General features: G+C 69.1%; 14 protein-coding genes. 6 read left to right on the forward strand and 8 right to left on the reverse strand.

What is annotated here, in order from left to right:
* Window positions 1–129: 129 nt before the first annotated feature.
* Entirely contained in the window at window positions 130–672 is a 543-nt protein-coding gene (locus AAW51_RS08045) for a methylated-DNA--[protein]-cysteine S-methyltransferase (protein WP_417903600.1), read from the reverse strand.
* Window positions 657–2,189, reverse strand: a complete 1,533-nt coding sequence (locus AAW51_RS08050) for an Ada metal-binding domain-containing protein (protein ID WP_047197564.1) — start codon at window positions 2,187–2,189, stop codon at window positions 657–659. Before AAW51_RS08050 ends, AAW51_RS08045 begins: the two co-directional genes overlap by 16 nt.
* Before the next feature lie 169 nt (window positions 2,190–2,358).
* On the opposite strand from AAW51_RS08050, the gene AAW51_RS08055 reads away from it, so the two are divergent.
* Window positions 2,359–3,747, forward strand: coding sequence for a phosphomannomutase/phosphoglucomutase (locus AAW51_RS08055; RefSeq protein ID WP_047194187.1), 1,389 nt, complete (start codon window positions 2,359–2,361; stop codon window positions 3,745–3,747).
* Between the two features lie 165 nt (window positions 3,748–3,912).
* Complete coding sequence (locus AAW51_RS08060) at window positions 3,913–5,226, forward strand: 3-deoxy-D-manno-octulosonic acid transferase (protein WP_047194188.1); 1,314 nt, start codon at window positions 3,913–3,915, stop codon at window positions 5,224–5,226.
* On the opposite strand, the gene AAW51_RS08065 is transcribed toward AAW51_RS08060, so the two are convergent.
* Genes AAW51_RS08065 through AAW51_RS08090 form a run of 6 tightly spaced genes read right to left on the reverse strand, consistent with a single transcriptional unit; the run spans window position 5,204 to window position 12,770 of the window.
* On the reverse strand, window positions 5,204–6,580 hold the full coding sequence (locus tag AAW51_RS08065; protein ID WP_047194189.1) for a TolC family outer membrane protein: 1,377 nt from the start codon (window positions 6,578–6,580) through the stop codon (window positions 5,204–5,206). The genes AAW51_RS08060 and AAW51_RS08065 overlap by 23 nt on opposite strands.
* A 50-nt stretch (window positions 6,581–6,630) precedes the next feature.
* A complete protein-coding gene (locus tag AAW51_RS08070; protein ID WP_047194190.1) occupies window positions 6,631–6,975 on the reverse strand; it encodes a rhodanese-like domain-containing protein in 345 nt (114 codons plus the stop codon).
* Window positions 6,976–6,981: 6 nt separating this feature from the next.
* Window positions 6,982–7,647 (reverse strand): protein-L-isoaspartate O-methyltransferase family protein, encoded by a 666-nt coding sequence (locus AAW51_RS08075; protein WP_047194191.1) that lies wholly within the window; start codon window positions 7,645–7,647, stop codon window positions 6,982–6,984.
* 45 nt (window positions 7,648–7,692) lie between these two features.
* The gene (locus AAW51_RS08080; protein WP_047194192.1) at window positions 7,693–10,893 is read right to left on the reverse strand and encodes an efflux RND transporter permease subunit; all 3,201 of its coding nucleotides are present in this window, start codon (window positions 10,891–10,893) and stop codon (window positions 7,693–7,695) included.
* Window positions 10,894–10,902: 9 nt separating this feature from the next.
* Window positions 10,903–12,063, reverse strand: a complete 1,161-nt coding sequence (locus AAW51_RS08085) for an efflux RND transporter periplasmic adaptor subunit (protein ID WP_047194193.1) — start codon at window positions 12,061–12,063, stop codon at window positions 10,903–10,905.
* A 23-nt stretch (window positions 12,064–12,086) separates the two neighbouring features.
* Entirely contained in the window at window positions 12,087–12,770 is a 684-nt protein-coding gene (locus AAW51_RS08090) for a TetR/AcrR family transcriptional regulator (protein ID WP_047194194.1), read from the reverse strand.
* Between the two features lie 213 nt (window positions 12,771–12,983).
* On the opposite strand from AAW51_RS08090, the gene AAW51_RS08095 reads away from it, so the two are divergent.
* From AAW51_RS08095 to AAW51_RS08110, 4 genes are read left to right on the forward strand one after another with little or no spacing between them, the layout of a single operon-like run.
* Window positions 12,984–14,330: an efflux RND transporter periplasmic adaptor subunit gene (locus AAW51_RS08095; RefSeq protein ID WP_047194195.1), complete on the forward strand. Its 1,347-nt coding sequence runs from the start codon at window positions 12,984–12,986 to the stop codon at window positions 14,328–14,330.
* A gap of 13 nt (window positions 14,331–14,343) precedes the next feature.
* Window positions 14,344–15,060 (forward strand): ABC transporter ATP-binding protein, encoded by a 717-nt coding sequence (locus AAW51_RS08100; RefSeq protein ID WP_047194196.1) that lies wholly within the window; start codon window positions 14,344–14,346, stop codon window positions 15,058–15,060.
* Entirely contained in the window at window positions 15,057–16,289 is a 1,233-nt protein-coding gene (locus AAW51_RS08105; RefSeq protein WP_047194197.1) for an ABC transporter permease, read from the forward strand. The genes AAW51_RS08100 and AAW51_RS08105 overlap by 4 nt, the downstream gene beginning before the upstream one ends.
* On the forward strand, window positions 16,282–16,869 hold the full coding sequence (locus AAW51_RS08110) for a DUF1439 domain-containing protein (RefSeq protein ID WP_047194198.1): 588 nt from the start codon (window positions 16,282–16,284) through the stop codon (window positions 16,867–16,869). Before AAW51_RS08105 ends, AAW51_RS08110 begins: the two co-directional genes overlap by 8 nt.
* Window positions 16,870–16,951 lie beyond the last annotated feature (82 nt).

Consider the following 16,951-nt stretch of genomic DNA (forward strand, 5'->3'; position numbering starts at 1 on the left):
TACAACGGCTCCCTTCAACTGCAGCCCAGTGCTGCAGCACCGAGCTGCACCAGTGGGCTGCACCACTGGGCTGCACAGCTGGTCTGTACAGCTGGTCTGCACCACTGGCCCCCGACCCCAGCTCCCAGCTCACACCGCCAGCACCCCTTCGAGCCGCAGCAGCGCCACCTTGCGCTCCAAGCCCCCGGCATACCCGGTGAGCCCGCCGCTGCTGCCGATCACGCGGTGGCAGGGCACGATGATCGACACCGGGTTGCGGCCGACCGCCGCGCCGACTGCCCGGCATGCGCTCAGCGTGCCGACCCGTTCGGCGATGCTGCGATAGCTCGTCGTGTGGCCTGTCGGGATGGTGAGCAGGGCCTGCCACACGGCCCGCTGGAATGCCGTGCCGTGCAAGTCCAGCGGTGCGCTGAACTCGGTCGGCTCGCCGCGCCAAAACGCGTCGAGCTCACGCTCAGTCTGCAGCAGCAAGGGGTCGTCGGCCTGCCACGGGGCGCTCAGTCCGCCCGGGTGGTCCTTCTGCCCTTCGAACCACAGACCGGCCAGCCCGTCGGCCGTGCGGGCCAGCAAAATCTCGCCGAGCGGCGAGGTGATGCGGTGCTGGGCGGTGTAGGGCGCGCGCAGCGCAGCGGGCATGGGATAGGACTTGGACTTGATCATGATGGGATGCATGCAGAACGCTCCGTCTCGGCGGACCGGGGGGCAGGGGCCAGCGACCCCCACAGGCGGATCACGGCATACGAGCGCCAGGGGCTCCAGCGCTGGGCCAGCCGTTCGGCCTCACGCGGCCCGTGCAGCCCATACCGCTGTTCGATCGCCTTGAGCACGGCCACGTCGCGCGGCGGAAAGGCATCGGGCCAAGCGAGGGCGCGCATCGCGATGTAGTGCGCGGTCCAGGGGCCGATGCCGGGCAACGCTTCGAGGTGGGCCAACAGCGCGGCAGGGGCGGCAGGCCCATGATCGATCAAGGGCGCGAGGCTGTCCCACTGCGCCGCCAGGGCCAGGATGGCGGCGCCGCGCTGCCGCACGATGCCGAGTTCACCGAGCTGTTCCGGCGCCAGGGCGGCCAGCACCGCCGGCGACGGGAACAACCGGCTCACCTCGGGCCACGGCGTGGCCAGCGGCTCGCCGAACGCGTTCACCAACCGGGTCGCGAAAGTGCGTGCGGCCGCCACCGTCACCTGCTGCCCGAGCACCGCCCGCACGGCCAACTCGAAAGGGTCCACCGCCCCCGGCAGCCGCGTGCCGGCCCCCGGCAACCCGGCCAGCGATTCGTCGATGGCTTCCGGCACCGCGTCCAGATCGAGCCAGCGCCGCACCAAGCGGATCAAGCGGGCGCTGTGCAGCGCCAGTTGCGGCGCCAATTCCACCCGCACCACCGAGCGCCCGGGCGGAAAGCTCACCTGCAGCCAGCCGTGGGTTTCACCGCCGTGCTCGTGCGTGAGCCTGACACTGCGCCGGATGTGCGGCAGCGGCCCGTCGACCTCGACCGATTCGACGCCTGTAATCGCCCGTTGCGCCAGAAAACGGCGCAGCGCGGCGCCTTCGAAGGGTTCGCGATAGGCCAGTTGGAGGCAGACCGGCATGTCGCTGGCACTCGTCGCCGCTCCGGCCGCCTGCTTGCGCAGCGAGCCCGGGTTCAGGCCATACCGCTCGACAAAGGCAGCGTTGAACCGGCGCACACTGCCGAAGCCGCACGCCAGTGCCACCTGCGTGATCGGCAGCGCACTGTCGGTCAGCAACTGCTTGGCCAGCAGCAGCCGGCGGGTTTGCAGGTATTGCAGCGGTGTCACGCCGTGTTCGGCCTTGAAAATACGCCGCACATGGCGGTCGGTGATGCCGAGCGCGGCGGCCAAGGCTTCGACATGCGCCTCACCGCCCGCGCTCGCATGCCGGTCGAGCCAATGCGCGGCCTGGTGCGCGAGCGTCCGTGACGCGTCCATCACCGACCAGGCCAGCCGCCCGTCCGCCGGCGCAATCTCCGGTCGGCACTTCAAGCAGGGCCTGAAGCCACATGCCTCGGCCTGCGCGGCCGAGCCGAAAAAACGGCAGTTGTCGCGCTTGGGGGTGCGCACGCGGCACACCGGGCGGCAATAGATGCCGGTCGACGTGACGCCGACGAACAGCCGGCCGTCGAACCGCAGGTCGCGGGCTTTCAGGGCGAGGTAGGCGGCGTCGGCATCGAGCATGATGAGGTCGATTATCGACAAGCCGCGACGTCCGACTCGCCGTTTTCGGACATCTGGCCCGGGGCTTGCCTCATATGTGCAGGGCCTGAGATCGTAACGGCCCGGTCACAAGGGACCCCCGGGTCGTCCCTACAATCCCCCGGTCACCGCAGTACTAGGGAGCATATTCATGAAAGTTGCAGCATCCATCTTCAAGGCCTATGACGTCCGCGGCGTCGTCGGCCAGACCCTCGACGAGTCGGTCGCCGAACACCTCGGTCGCGCCTTCGGGAGCGAAGCGCGCGCGCAAGGCGAGAAGGTGGTCGCTGTCGGCCGCGACGGCCGGCTCTCGGGCCCGTCTTTGTCCGCCGCCTTGATCAAGGGGCTCCGCAGCACCGGCGTCGACGTGATCGAACTCGGCCCGGTGACGACGCCGATGACCTATTACGTCGCCGCGACGCGCTGCAAATCGGGCATCCAGGTGACCGGCAGCCACAACCCGAAGGACTACAACGGCTTCAAGATGGTGCTCGCCGGCCGGGCCATCTACGGCGACGAGATCCAGAACTTGCGCCGCCGCATCGAGGAAGAGAACTACACGCAAGGCGAGGGCGGCCTGACCCAGCTCGACGTCCTGAAGGAATACAGCGACCGCATCACCGGCGATGCCAAGCTGGCCCGGCCGATGAAGATCGTGGTCGACTCCGGCAACGGCATCCCCGGCGCGTCCGCCCCCGGCATCCTGCGCGCGCTGGGCTGTGACGTCACCGAGCTGTACTCCGAGGTGAACGGCGACTTCCCCAACCACCACCCCGATCCGTCCAAGCCCGAGAACCTGGCCGACCTGATGCGCACCGTCAAGGAGACCGACGCCGAGATCGGCCTCGCCTTCGACGGCGACGGCGACCGGCTCGGTGTCGTCACCAAGGACGGCAGCATCATCTACCCCGACCGGCAGCTGATGCTGTTCGCGACCGACATCCTCACGCGCAACCCCGGTGCGGCCATCATCTACGACGTCAAGTGCACACAGCGCCTGGCCCCGGTGATCCGCGAAGCCGGCGGCGAGCCCTTGATGTGGAAGACCGGCCACTCGCTCGTGAAAGCCAAGCTGAAGGAAACCGGCTCGCCGATCGCCGGCGAGATGAGCGGCCACATCTTCTTCAAAGAGCGCTGGTACGGCTTCGACGACGCCACCTACACCGCCGCGCGTCTGCTCGAAATCCTCTCGCGCAGTGCCGACCCGAGCGCCGTGCTCAACGGCCTGCCCACCAGCTTCAACACGCCCGAGCTGAACGTCCCCTGCGCCGAAGGCGAGCACCACCAGGTGATCGAGAAGCTGCGCACCCAGCTCGACGGCGGCCAGCTGTTCAAGGGCGCCAAGGAGATCATCACGATCGACGGCATCCGGGCCGAATACGAAGACGGTTTCGGCCTGGTGCGGGCCTCCAACACCACCCCCGTGCTGGTGCTGCGCTTCGAGGGTCACACGCAGCAGGCGCTCGAGCGCATCGAGCACGAGTTCATGGCGGCGCTGCGGGTGGTCAAGCCCGACGCGAAGGTTCAAGCCGGCCATTGAACCCCCGGTCCGGCGGCGGCCGCACCGGGTGGCGATTTTTGGAGACAATCGCGCGGTGCGATTGTTTCAATATCCTGCTGCCGGCGCGTCCCGGCCCTCGGGCCGCCGCCTGGCGTCTTTGCGGCCCCTTTGCGCTTGTGTGGTGCAGGTTGGGGCCCGCCGGTGATGAGCCCCGTGCGCCGGGGCGTCGCCCGGCACGCCTATTCGCTGCTGCTGACGGTGCTCAAGCCGGCCTATCTGGCCAAGCTGTGGTGGCGCGGGCGCGACGAGCCGCTGTACCGCCACGCGGTGCTGGAACGGCTCGGCCTTTACCGCGGGCGCCCCTCGCGCGATTGGGTCTGGGTGCACGCCGTCTCGCTCGGTGAGACACGCGCCGCAGCCGGCCTGATCGAGGCCTTGCGCCGGGAGCTGCCCGGCATGCGGCTGCTGCTGACCAACGGCACGGCCACCGGCCGCGAAGCCGGCGAAAAGCTCTTGCAGCCGGGTGACCGCCAAGCCTGGCTGCCCTACGACACCCCCGGTGTCGTGCAACGATTCTTCGCGCAGTTCCAGCCCCGCGTCGGTGTCCTGATGGAAACCGAGGTGTGGCCCAACCTGCTGCACGGCGCGCATGATGCCGGCGTGCCGATGGTGCTGGCCAATGCGCGCCTGAGCGAAAAAAGCCTGCGCCAGGCCAAGCGCCTCGACGCCGTGATGCGGCCCGCCGTGCGGGCCCTGCACCTCGTGCTCGCGCAAACCGAGGCGGATGCGGCGCGCCTGCGCGAAGCCGGCGCGGCGGTGGTGGAGGTGTGCGGCAACATCAAATTCGACATGACGCCCGCGCCCGAGCTGCTCGAGCGCGGCCGGGCCTGGCGCGCGGCCCTGGCCGGCCGCCCCGTGGTGGCCGCCGCCAGCACCCGCGAAGGCGAAGAAGAACCGCTGCTCGCCGCCTGGCGTCGCCTGCCGTCGCCGCGGCCCTTGCTGCTGCTGGTGCCGCGTCACCCGCAGCGCTTCGACGAGGTGGCGGGCGCGGTCAAGGCCGCCGGCCTGATGCTGGCGCGTCGCAGCAGTTGGGGGGGCGATGCACCGGGCGACACGGCGTCGGCCGTCGATGTCTGGCTGGGCGACACGATCGGCGAGATGCCGGCCTACTATGCGGCGGCCGACGTCGCGCTGCTGGGCGGCAGCTTCGCGCCGCTGGGCGGCCAGAACCTGATCGAGGCGGCCGCCTGCGGTTGCCCGGTGGTGATGGGCCCGCACACCTTCAACTTCGCCGATGCCGCCGAGCTCTCGCTGGCGGCCGGCGCCTCGGTGCGGGTGGCCGACGTGGACGAGGGGGTCGATCGGGCCGTGGCGCTGGCGCAATCGGCCGAGCGCGGCGCCTGGGTGTCGAACTGCTTGTCGTTTTCGGCGGCCCACCGCGGCGCGGCCGCGACGATGGCCGCACGCATCGCTGCGCTGGCGGCCGACGCGCCGGTCAAGGCGCGAGCAGCGAGCTGACCGGGGCCACGTCCTCGGGCTTCAGCTGGCCGGCCGCCTGCCGCAGCCGCAAGCCGTTCACCAGCACGTCGTAGCGCGCCCGGGCCAGGTCACGCTGGGTGTTGAACAGCTGGGTCTGCGCATTCAAGACGTCGAGGTTGACGCGCACGCCCACCTTGTAGCCCAGCTGTGTCGCTTCGAGCGCCAGCTTGCTCGACGCCTCGGCCGCTTCCAGCGCCTTCACCTGCGCCAGCCCCGACTGCACGCCAAAAAACGCCTGCCGGGTGCTTTGCGCCACGGTGCGGCGCGCGGCCTCGTAGTCGTTGCGCGAGCGTTCTTCCAGCAGCAGCGTTTCACGGATGCGGTTCTGCACCGCGAAGCCGGCGAACAGCGGCAGCTTCATCTGCAGGCCGACGCTGGCGCTGCCTGCATAGCCGAGGCCAGAAGCCCCCGGCAGGTTGCTTTGCGCATCGCCGCTGGTGCGGCCACGCTGGACCTGGCCGACCAGGTCCAGCGTCGGCAGGTGCCCGGCACGCGCCTTCTCGGTCTCCAGTTCGGCGATCTGCAGGCCCACCTGGGCACGCCGCACAGTCGGCGCGGTGTCGGTCTGCGCCACCCATTCCTCGACATTGGCCGGCTGCACCGCCGGCAAGGTCACCGCGGGCGGCAGCGGGTGCGGGTTGACACCCGAGCGGCCGACCAACTGGTCGAGCGCGATCTGCTTGGTGCGCAGGTCGTTGTCGGCGGCGATTTCCTGCGCCGTGGCGAGGTCGAAGCGGGCTTGCGCCTCGCGCGTGTCGGTGATGGTGGCGGTGCCGACCTCGAAGTTGCGCTTGGCCGACGCCAGTTGCTCCGAAATGGCCTTTTTGTTGGCCTGGGCGGCTGCCAGTGCGTCGCGCGCGGCGAGCACCTGGAAGTAAGTGTCGGCCACCCGCACGATCAGGTCCTGCTCGGCCCGTTGCAGCTCGGCTCGGGCGATCTCGAGGTTGCGTTCGGCCTGCTCGATGGTGACGCTGTTGGAGCGGTTGAACAGCGGCTGCAGCGCCGAGATGCCGCCCTGCACGTTGCGGTTGGCGCGCTCGGCGCCGCTGCTCGTGTCGGTCTCGACCCGGTTGGCCGAGGCATTCAACTCCGCATTCGGCCGGCGCAACCGGTACGCCTGCTGCGTCGCGTACTCGGTCGACTCGGCCTGCGCGCGGGCGGCCAGGTAGGCGGCGTCGTAGGTGCGGGCGGCCTCATACACCTCGGCCAGGCTTTGCGCCGCCGCGGAGCCGGCCGCGCCGCCGAACAAGGCCGCGATCCCGGCCGCCAGCGTCAGCTGTCGCAGCAAGGGGCGCAGGGGGCGGCGCAAGGTCGGGGAGGCACGCTCGGACATGTTGGTTTCCTTTGTTGGAGTTCGCTGGAGGCTGGGACGGACGGACGGGTTCAGTAGCGCGGCACGTTCGGGTCGATCTGTTCGGACCAGGCGTCGATGCCGCCTTGCAGGTTGACCACCTGGTCGTGCCCCTGGCCGGCCAGGAAGTGCGCGACCTGCAGGCTGCGCATGCCGTGGTGGCAGACGCACACGACCAGGCGTTCTGCCTCGATCTCGGCCAGGCGTGCCGGCACTTCCTGCATCGGGATGTGCAGCGTGTCGGCCTGCGGCACCCGGATCGCCGCCAGTGAGAACTCCCACGGTTCGCGCACGTCCAGCAGCAGGGGCCGGGCCGTGCCGGCGGCGGCGCTGTCGAGCAGGTGTTGCTGAAGTTCGCGAACGGTGTATTGCTGCATGGGTCCTCAGAAGCTGAACTTGGGCGGCTCGCCGAAGCCGAGCAGGCGCGGCGCGAGGGTGTCGAACACCTCGACGGTGCGGAAGGCGTTCTGGTCGATGCGCGTCACGACGACGGCACGCATGATCGGGTCATGGCCGACGACGGCGGCGAGCCGGCCGCCCACCTTGAGCTGGTCGAGCAGCTGCTGGGGCACGCTCGCCACCGAGCCGGACGCCAGGATGACGTCGAACGGCCCTTCCGCCAGCGCGCCCTTGGAGCCGTCGGCGTGGCGCACTTCGGCGTTCATCACCGCGGCGCGCTTGAGGTTGTCGGCCGCCGTGCGGGCCAGTTCGGGGTCGATTTCGAGGCTCAGCACACGTTGCGCCTTGTGCGCCAGCAGCGCGGCCATGTAGCCGGAGCCCGCGCCGATCTCGAGCACTTTCTCGTGCTTGCCGACGGCCAGTTCCTGCAGCAGCCGCGCCTCAAGCTTGGGCTCGAGCATGGTGCGGCCCTGGGAGCCGTTGTCCTTCAGCGGGATCATCATGTCCATGAAGGCCATGCCCCGGTGGGCGGCGGGCACGAAGTCCTCGCGCTTCACGACCGCCAGCAGCGAAAGCACAGACTGATCCAGCACGTCCCAGGTGCGGATCTGTTGTTCGATCATGTTGAAGCGGGCTTGTTCGATGTTCATGGCAGCCATCCTGGGGTGAGTCGGCGTTTTGGGGAGAGCGGCATTTTATTTCGCCTCCCCTGCCGTCACCGCCGGCATCACTTCGCCGTGGCCGCGCCACTTCCGCTTCAGCCACGCCGACAGGTCGTCCAGGTAGCAATAGATGACCGGCACCACCACCAGCGTCAGCAGCGACGACGTCACCACACCACCGATCACCGCCTGGCCCATCGGTGCACGTTGCTCGGCGCCCTCGGACAGCGCGAAGGCGAGCGGCACCATGCCGAACACCATCGCCAGCGTGGTCATCAGGATCGGGCGCAAGCGCACCCGGGCCGCCATCAGCAATGCGGCTTCACGGTCCAAACGGGTGCCGTCCAGGCCTTCGCCGCTGTGGCCTTCGCGGGCGCGGTTGGCGAAGTCGACCAGCAGGATCGCGTTTTTCGTCACCAGGCCCATCAGCATCACGACGCCGATGATCGAGAACATGTTCAGCGTCGAGCGGAACATCAGCAGGATCAGCACCACGCCGATCATCGTCAGCGGCAGCGACGACATCAGCGCAATCGGCTGCAAAAAGCTCTTGAACTGCGACGCCAGGATCATGTAGATGAAGATCACGGCGAGCGCCAGCGCCGACAGCGCATAGCCGAACGACTCCTGCATGTCCTTGGTCGAGCCGCCGAAGCGGTAGCGGTAGCCGGGCTGGAACGCGGTGTCGTCGAGCACCCGCCGGATGTCGGCCGACACCTCGCCGAGCGAGCGCCCGGCCACGTTGGCCGTGATCTCCACCTCGCGGCTCAGGTCGCGCCGGTTGATCTGGTTGGGGCCGAACGAGGGCGTCACCTCGGCCACCTGCGACAGGCGCACGATGCGGGTGCTGCCGTCGGCGGCGGTCAGCGTGAGGCCCAAACGCTCCAGGTCGGGCAGCGACTGACGCGCCTGCGGGGCCAAGCGCACCTTCACGTCGTAGCTCTCGTCGTTTTCGGCGCGCCAGTTGCCGGTGGTCTCGCCCGCCACCAGGCCGCGCAAGGTGCTGGTGATGCTGCCCACGCTCAGGCCGAGGTCGGAGGCCGCCTCACGCTTGACGTTGACGTCGACGGTGGGTTTGCTCGGCTTCATCGTCGTGTCGAGGTCGACCAGGCCGGGGATGGTCTGCAGCCGGGCCGCCAGCTGGTCGGTCAGGCGTTGCAGCTCGCGCAGGTCGGTGCCCTGGATCGACACCGAGACCGGCTTGGCGCCGCCCACCGAATCGAGCAGGCCGACGTGGGTGACCGTGATGCCGGGCACGCGCGACAAGCGCTCGCGCAGCACCGTCGACATCGCATCGACACTTCGCTCGCGCAGGTGCCGGTCGACCAGCCGCACCTGCACCGTCGCGTAGTTCCTGCCTTGCGCCTGGCCGGTGTTGATGGTCGTCAGCGTGTAGTTCACCTCCGGGAACTCGTGCAGGATCGCATCGACCTGCCGCGCCTTGGCTTCGGTCACTTCGAGCGACGAACCGGTCGGCGTGTAGAAGCTGACCGTGGTCTCGGAGAAGTCGGCCTTGGGCACGAACTCGGTGCCGAGCACCGGCAGCAGCGCAAAACTTGCGATCAGGCTTGCCGCCGCGATGCCCAGCGTGGCCAGCTTGTGGCGCAGCGACCAGGCCAGGAGGCTCTGGTAGACCTCGGCCAGCCACTCCGAGAAGCGCTCGACGGCCCCGGTGAGCCGGCCCAGCGTGCGGTCGTAGAGGCTGCGCCGGCGGCCGGGTGCGTCGGCCGTGCCGTGGCCGTGGATGGCCGGGTCGTGCCAGACGCTCGACATCATCGGGTCGAGCGTGAAGCTCACGAACATCGAGATCAGGACGGCGGCGACGATGGTGACGCCGAACTGGTGGAAAAACCGGCCGATGATGCCGCCCATGAAGCCGATCGGCAGAAACACCGCGACGATCGACAAGGTGGTCGCCAGCACCGCCAGGCCGATCTCTTGGGTGCCGTCGAGCGAGGCCTGGCGGGCGTCCTTGCCCATCTGCACATGGCGCACGATGTTCTCGCGCACGACGATGGCGTCGTCGATCAGCAGGCCCACGCACAGGCTCAGCGCCATCAGCGTCAGCATGTTGATCGAGAAGCCGAACCAGTACATGAACAAAAAGGTGCCGATCAGCGCGATCGGCAGCGTCAGGCCGGTGATGACGGTCGAGCGCCACGAGTTCAGGAACAGGAACACGATCGCGATGGTCAGCACCGCGCCTTCGAGCAGCGTCTGGCGCACGTTCTTGACCGCGACCCGGATCGGGCGCGAGTTGTCGCTCACCACGTCGATCGCCAGGCCCTTGGGCAGCTCGCGCCGCAGTTCCTCGACCACCCGGTTCAGGCCGTCGACCACATCGATCGTGTTCTCGCCCTGGGCCTTCTGGATCGACAGTGCCAGCGTGCGCTGGCCGTTGTAGAGCGCCAGGCTCTCGATCTCCTGCGGGCCGTCGACCACGTCGGCCACCTGCCACAGCTTGACCGGCACGCCGGCCGCGCCTTTGCGCGCGACGATGATCTCCTTGAAGTCTTCCGGGCGCTTGAGCCGGCCGGTGATCTGCACCACCCGCTCGCTCTCGCTGGAGCGCAGTGCGCCGGCCGGCAGGTCCTGGTTTTCGGTGCGCACCGCGCGCAGCACCTGGTCGACGCCGACGCCCAGCGCTTCCATCGCCTCGGGCCGCAGGTAGATGTTGACCTCACGCTGCACACCGCCCACCAGCGTCACCGAACCCACACCGCGCACGTTCTCGAGCCGCTTCTGCACCACCTGGTCGGCGTAGCCGGTCAGGTCGACGGCGCTGTGGGAGCTGTCAGGCGACGTCAGCGCCAGCGTGTAGATCGGGCGTGATGCGGGATCGAAGCGCAGCACGCGGGGTTCTTCCACCTCGTCGCGCAGCAGGGGGCGGATCGCGGCCACCTTTTCGCGCACGTCCTCGGCGGCCTTGCGGCTGTCCATGTCGAGGTTGAACTGCACGATGACGACCGACTGGCCGTCATACGAGCGCGACATCAGCTGGTTGATGCCGGCGATGGTGTTGACCGCTTCCTCGATCTTCTTGGTGACCTCGGTTTCGACGATCTCGGGCGACGCGCCGGGGTAGGCGATCTGCACCACCACCACCGGAAACTCGACATCGGGGAACTGGTCGACCTTGAGCCGCTGCAACGCGAACAGCCCCAGCACCACGAAGGCCAGCATGACCATCGTGGCGAGCACGGGGTTCTTGATCGAGACGCGCGTGAACCACATGGCGGGCGCTCAGTGGCTGGCCGCAGCGGCCGGGGCCACCGCGGTGACGTGGACGCTGGTGCCGTCGCGCACTGCACCGAGGCTGCCCTGCAGCACCGGCTCGCCTTCTTTCAGCCCGCTCGCGACCGCCACCAGCCGCTCGCCGCGCGGGCCGTTGTGGCCACGTTCGCCCAGCGTGACGCGGCGTTGCAGCACCTTGCCCGACTCGACCACCAGCACATAGGGCTGCGGCTGGTCGAGCCGCACCGCCGACTCGGGCACCGCGACCACGGCGCTGCGGCCCACTTCCAGCTCGCCGGTGGCGAACAAACCATGCCGCAGCCCCGCATGCGGCGCCACGGTCAGGTAGACCGTCACGGCCCGTGTGCCGGCTTGCGCGCTTGGGTTGATGCGGGCCAGCGTGGCCTCGACCGGCTCGGACAAACCGTCGACCTTCAGGCGGGCGCGGTGGCCCACCTGCAGGCCGGCCAGGTCTTCCGGTGGCACCGCCGCCTTCAGTTCGAGCTTGGACAGGTCGACGATTTCGAGCACGCGGGCGTCGACACCCACACGCTCGCCGGGCTGCACGAAACGCTGCGACACCTGGCCCGGGATCGGGGCCCGCAGCGTGGCGTCGCTGACAGCCTTGCGCGCCAGATCGGCATTCGCCTGGGCCGCCAGCAGCGTCGCACGCGCGACGGCGGCGTTCGACACCGAGGTGTCGAGCGCGTTCTTCGAGATGAACCCCTGGTCGACCAGCGCGCGGTTGTTTTCCAGCGTGCGTTGCGCGATTTCGAGTTGCGCCTTGGCCGACGCGGCCTGTTCCTGCGCCTGGCGCAGCCGCGTCTCGTATTCGGTCGGGTCGAGGTGGCCCAGCACCTGCCCGGCGCTCACCGTGTCACCTTCGCGCACGCGCAGCTCGCGCAGTTCGGCGGCCACCTTGGCCTTCACGACCGCGGTGTTGACCGCCTCGATGCTGCCGGACACGGCCAACGTGCGAACCAACTCCTCCCGGCGCGCGGGGACCAGGTCGGTCGGGGCGAGTTCGAGCAGGGCCGCGACCGGCGCCGTGGCCAGGGCCGACCGCTCGGCCTTCTTGGCCATCAGGGCCCGGCTGACGGCAAAGCCCAGCACGAGCACGCACAAGGTCGGCAGCACCCACTTGAGTGCGCGTTTCGAAGTGACCCTCATTGTCTTTTTTGTCTCTTGTCGGTCTAGGAGGTGCCGGGCGCCGGCACCGGCTCAGCCGTCACGCCTTTCAGCAGCAATTCGATATGGTGCGCGATGAATCGGCGCGGGTCGTTGGTCAGCCCGTGCACCAGGCAGGGGCCGATGGAATGCTTGTGCAAACACAGCATCAGCAGCGGGAAGATGAACGAGTGGGCGGTGTCCAGCAGATGCAGCGTCGGGCGGAATTCGCCGCGGTCGACACCGCGCTGCAGCAGCCGCGTGATCAAACGTTGCCCGGGCTCGATCACCTCTGCGTCATAGAACTGCGCCAGGTCCGGAAAGTTTCGTGCCTCGGTCAGGATCAGCTTGAATATGCCCGACGCCTGCGTTTCGCCGACGCGCTCCCACCAGACACCGGCCACCACCTGCATCAACTCGGCCGTGCTGCCCTCGAAATTGGCCACCACGTCGTCGCCTTGCTCGATCGTGAGCGACAGGTTGTGACGGATGACGGCCTTCAGCAGCTCTTCCTTGCTCGGGAAATACAAATACAGCGTGCCCTTGGACACGCCGGCACGGGCCGCCACATCGTCGATTTTGGTCGCCGCGAAGCCTTTCTCGACGAACAAATCAAGCGCTGCGTCCAATAGTTCCTGGGGACGCGCTTCCTTGCGCCGCCGGCGTGACGGCTCGGCGGGCGTGGAAGAGTCGGACGGGATAGAAGACATCGCGGCAAATAATGACTGACCGGTCAGTAATGTAATGCGTGGGCCTCGGGACGGTCAAGGTGAGGGCGCCACCGGCCCGCGCAAAGCGTGAAGGGTGCCCGCTTGCGGTGAGTGTGGGCCGCGCGCGTCGCGCCGACATGAAGCGGCGGTAAAGAATGGTGAAGTGCTGCGCGCGAGCGCGGCGCCGACACCTGCCCTTTCTAGAATCGCGGCATGAAATCGAAGAAGTGGTGGTGGGCAGCTGCTTTCCTGGTGATCCTGGCGGCGGCCCTGTTGTGGTGGTGGCGCGGTGGTCGCGCCGAACAACCGGTGTATCGCACGGCCGCCGTCGAGCGCGGCCCCCTGGCAGCCAATGTCTCGGCTGCCGGCACCGTCACCGCGGTGTCACAGGTGCAGGTGGGCAGCCAGGTGTCGGGCCAGATCAGCGAGCTGTGGGCCGACTTCAATTCAGAAGTGAAGCAAGGCCAGCTGATTGCGCGGCTCGATCCGCAAAGCTTCGAGCACCGCGTGCAGCAGGCCCAGGCCGATGTGGAAGCGGCCCGTGCGGCGGTCCTGACCGCGCAGGCCAATGGTCTCGCCGCGTCAGCCGGGGCCACCCGCGCCCGGGTCGAACTGCAGCAGGCGCAGCGCGACCTCGAACGCAATCGGGGGCTGGTGGCCCAGCAGTTCATCTCGCCGGCCGAACTCGAGCGCACCCAGTCGCAGGTCGACACGCTGTCGCAGGCGCTCAAGGTGGCCGAGGCCCAGGTCAACGTGGCGCAGGCGCAGACGCGCAACGCCGAGGCCACGGTGCGCCAGCGCATGGCGCAGCTGGCGCAGGCCCAGGTCGACCTGAAGCGCACCCAGATCCGCTCGCCGGTCGACGGTATCGTCATCAAGCGCAGCATCGAGCTCGGGCAGACGGTGGCGGCCAGCCTGCAGTCGCCCGAGCTGTTCGTGATCGCGCGCAACCTGGACGACATGCAGGTCGAAGTGCCGGTGGACGAAGCCGACATCGGCCGAGTGCGCCCGGGCCAGAAGGTCAACTTCACCGTCGACGCCTTCCCGGGGCGCAGCTACGAAGGCAGCGTCCGGCTGGTGCGCAAGGCGCCCACCAACACGCAGAACGTGATCACCTATGTTGTCGTGGTCAGCTTTTCGCAGCCCGACGGCGGCCGGCTGCTGCCCGGCATGACGGCCAACGTGCGCATCGTCACCGAAACGCGTGACGCGGTGCTCAAGGTGCCCAACGCGGCCTTGCGGGTGCGCCTGCCCGAAGCGGAAGGGGCAACGGCCGGCCCGAGCGGCGGCCGCGGCGAGGCTGCCGGCCCGCGCGGCCCGGGCCGTGGCGGGCGGGGAGAAGGGGGCCGCGGGCGCGGGCGTGTCTACGTGTTGAGCGAAGGCGCCGAGCCGCGCGCGGTGCCGGTGCAACTGGGCATCAGCGACGGCCAGATGACCGAGGTGACCGGCGACGGGCTGAAAGAGGGCGACACGGTGCTGGTCGGGGTGGTCCCGCCGCGCGGCGAGCGCACCTCGCGCGACACCGGGCGGGCGCCGACCGGCCCCCGCATGGCGTTCTGAAAGGCGCACGACGATGGCCCTGATCGAAGTGCGTGACCTGGTCAAGACCTACCGGATGGGCGAAGACGCGGGCAGCGAGGTGCAGGCCTTGCGCGGCGTCTCGCTCGACATCGACGCCGGCGAGTTCGTCGCCATCATGGGCGCTTCCGGCTCGGGCAAGTCGACCTTGATGAACATCCTCGGCTGCCTGGACCGGCCCACCTCGGGCAGCTACCGGCTGGCGCGCGAGAACGTCGAAGGCCTGTCGGGCGACAAGCTGGCCGCCATCCGCAACCGGCTCATCGGCTTCGTGTTCCAGCAATTCAACCTGTTGCCGCGCACCTCGGCGGTCGAAAACGTCGAGCTGCCGCTGGTCTATGCCGGCGTCGGCAGCCGCGAGCGGCGCGAGCGGGCCATGGCCTGTCTCGAGCAGGTGGGGCTGGCGCAGCGGGCCGGCCACACGCCGGCGGAGTTGTCGGGCGGGCAGCAGCAGCGGGTCGCGATCGCGCGGGCGCTGGTCAACCGGCCGCAGATGATTTTGGCGGATGAACCCACCGGTGCGCTCGACACCGCCACCTCGGAGGATGTGATGCAGTTGCTGAGCGATCTGCACCGCAGCCGCATCACCGTGGTGCTGGTCACGCACGAACACGACGTGGCGGCCTGGGCGGCGCGGCGTATCGTGTTCCGCGACGGGCGCATCATCGAAGACGAGGCGCAGACGCCGCGGGCCGCGGAGCCGGCCGCATGAACTTCGCGGCGGCCTTGCGGTCGGCCTGGCGGGCGCTGGCCACCAACCTGATGCGCAGCATTCTGACGATGCTGGGCATCATCATCGGCGTGGCCGCGGTGATCACGATGATCGCCGTGGGCGGCGGCGCGCAGGAGCGGGTGGCCGAGCAGATCCGCTCGCTCGGCTCCAACGTGATCCTGCTGACGCCCGGCTCGCGCACCGCCACCGGCGTGCGCCTCGGCTCCGGCGCCACCAACACCTTGACCGAAGGCGACGCGCAGGCCATTGCGCGCGAGGTGCCCGAGATCAAGGCCACCGCGCCGCAGAACCGCACCAGCACCCAGGTGGTGGCGCAGAACGCCAACTGGCCGACCCAGGTGCTGGGCACCACCAACGACTATTTCAGCGTGCGCGAGTGGAATGTGGTGACCGGCCGCAGCTTCGACCCGGCCGAGCTGGCCCGCGGCGCCAAGGTGGCGGTGCTGGGCCAGACCGTGGTGCGCGAGCTGTTCGGCGACGACGACCCGATCGACCAGCTGATCCGGGTCAACCGGGTGCCGATGACGGTCATCGGCGTGCTCGACCGCAAGGGTCAGAACGCCTTCGGACAAGACCAGGACGATGTGGTCATCGTGCCGCTGTCGACCTTCCGCAACCGGCTGCAGGGCCGCTCGACCAGCCGCTTGCGCACGGTGGCCAGCGTGACGGTGCAAGTGCACGAAGGCCAGAGCATGGAGGCCGCCGAGGCCGGCATGCGCGAGCTGCTGCGCCAGCGCCACCGGTTGCAACCTGATCAGCCCGACGATTTCTCGATCCGCAACCTGACCGAAGTGCTGGCGGCCCAGGAGGCTTCGACCCAGGTGATGACCCTGTTGCTGGCCGCCGTCGCCGGCGTCAGCCTGATCGTCGGCGGCATCGGCATCATGAACATCATGCTGGTCAGCGTCACCGAGCGCACCCGCGAGATCGGCCTGCGCATGGCGGTGGGCGCGCGCTCGGGCGACATCCTCGCGCAGTTCCTCATCGAAGCGGTCACGCTCAGCCTGGTGGGCGGGGCCATCGGCATCGTGCTGGGCGCCGCGGCGACCTGGGCGGTCGCCTTCTTCGCCGAGTGGCAGGTGATGCTGAGCGTGAAGTCCATCGTGTTGGCGGCCGGATTTTCCGCCGCGGTGGGCGTCTTTTTCGGTTTCTACCCGGCACGCCGTGCGGCGGCACTGCTGCCGATACAGGCCTTGCGACATGAATGATCTGACCCTGACCGGCGCCCGGCGCCGACATGTGCTGGCGGCCGTGGCCCCGATGTTGTTGGCTGTCGTCGGCTTGTCCGGCTGCGCCGGGCTCGGCGGCCCGCGCACCCTCGAGTTGAGCGAGGCACAGCTGCTCGAGTCGCTGAGCCGAGAGTTTCCCTTCAATTCACGTGTGCTCGGCGTGCTCGACGTGGTCGCCTTGATGCCGCGCCTGAAGTTGTTGCCCGAGTCCAACCGGCTGGCCACCGAGTTCGACCTGCGCCTAGGCGCGATGCCCGGCACGCGAGAAACCAGCGGGGTGCTGGGTCTGAGCTACGGGCTGCGCTTCGACCCGGCCCAGCAGGCGGTGGTGCTCGACGCACCGCGCATCGAGCGGCTGAACATCGGCAACGGCCCCGGCTTGCAGCAGGGCTTCGCGGGTCGCGTCGCAGCCGGCCTGGCCGAAGAGATGCTGCGCGACGTGCCGGTGTACCGCCTGAAGCCCGAAGACCAGCGCAAGCTGGACGCGCACCGGCTGCAGCCCGGCGCGATCCGGGTCACGTCACGCGGGCTGAGCGTCGAGCTGACGCCGAAACCTTAAGCCCCCGCCCGATGGTCGCGGCCGTGGCGCCGCTCCACCCGCCCGGCGGTGCACAGATGTGCTTTCCACTGCACATCTTTCC

The sequence above is a fragment of the Caldimonas brevitalea genome (genome assembly GCF_001017435.1).
Classification (GTDB): Bacteria; Pseudomonadota; Gammaproteobacteria; order Burkholderiales; family Burkholderiaceae_C; genus Caldimonas; species Caldimonas brevitalea.

What these genes read in the sequence shown, in the direction of transcription:
- AAW51_RS08045 (WP_417903600.1), bottom strand. Translation starts at nt 672, where the DNA reads ATGCATCCCATCATGATCAAGTCCAAGTCCTATCCCATGCCCGCTGCG.
- AAW51_RS08050 (WP_047197564.1), bottom strand. Translation starts at nt 2,189, where the DNA reads ATGCTCGATGCCGACGCCGCCTACCTCGCCCTGAAAGCCCGCGACCTG.
- AAW51_RS08055 (WP_047194187.1), top strand. Translation starts at nt 2,359, where the DNA reads ATGAAAGTTGCAGCATCCATCTTCAAGGCCTATGACGTCCGCGGCGTC.
- AAW51_RS08060 (WP_047194188.1), top strand. Translation starts at nt 3,913, where the DNA reads ATGAGCCCCGTGCGCCGGGGCGTCGCCCGGCACGCCTATTCGCTGCTG.
- AAW51_RS08065 (WP_047194189.1), bottom strand. Translation starts at nt 6,580, where the DNA reads ATGTCCGAGCGTGCCTCCCCGACCTTGCGCCGCCCCCTGCGCCCCTTG.
- AAW51_RS08070 (WP_047194190.1), bottom strand. Translation starts at nt 6,975, where the DNA reads ATGCAGCAATACACCGTTCGCGAACTTCAGCAACACCTGCTCGACAGC.
- AAW51_RS08075 (WP_047194191.1), bottom strand. Translation starts at nt 7,647, where the DNA reads ATGAACATCGAACAAGCCCGCTTCAACATGATCGAACAACAGATCCGC.
- AAW51_RS08080 (WP_047194192.1), bottom strand. Translation starts at nt 10,893, where the DNA reads ATGTGGTTCACGCGCGTCTCGATCAAGAACCCCGTGCTCGCCACGATG.
- AAW51_RS08085 (WP_047194193.1), bottom strand. Translation starts at nt 12,063, where the DNA reads ATGAGGGTCACTTCGAAACGCGCACTCAAGTGGGTGCTGCCGACCTTG.
- AAW51_RS08090 (WP_047194194.1), bottom strand. Translation starts at nt 12,770, where the DNA reads ATGTCTTCTATCCCGTCCGACTCTTCCACGCCCGCCGAGCCGTCACGC.
- AAW51_RS08095 (WP_047194195.1), top strand. Translation starts at nt 12,984, where the DNA reads ATGAAATCGAAGAAGTGGTGGTGGGCAGCTGCTTTCCTGGTGATCCTG.
- AAW51_RS08100 (WP_047194196.1), top strand. Translation starts at nt 14,344, where the DNA reads ATGGCCCTGATCGAAGTGCGTGACCTGGTCAAGACCTACCGGATGGGC.
- AAW51_RS08105 (WP_047194197.1), top strand. Translation starts at nt 15,057, where the DNA reads ATGAACTTCGCGGCGGCCTTGCGGTCGGCCTGGCGGGCGCTGGCCACC.
- AAW51_RS08110 (WP_047194198.1), top strand. Translation starts at nt 16,282, where the DNA reads ATGAATGATCTGACCCTGACCGGCGCCCGGCGCCGACATGTGCTGGCG.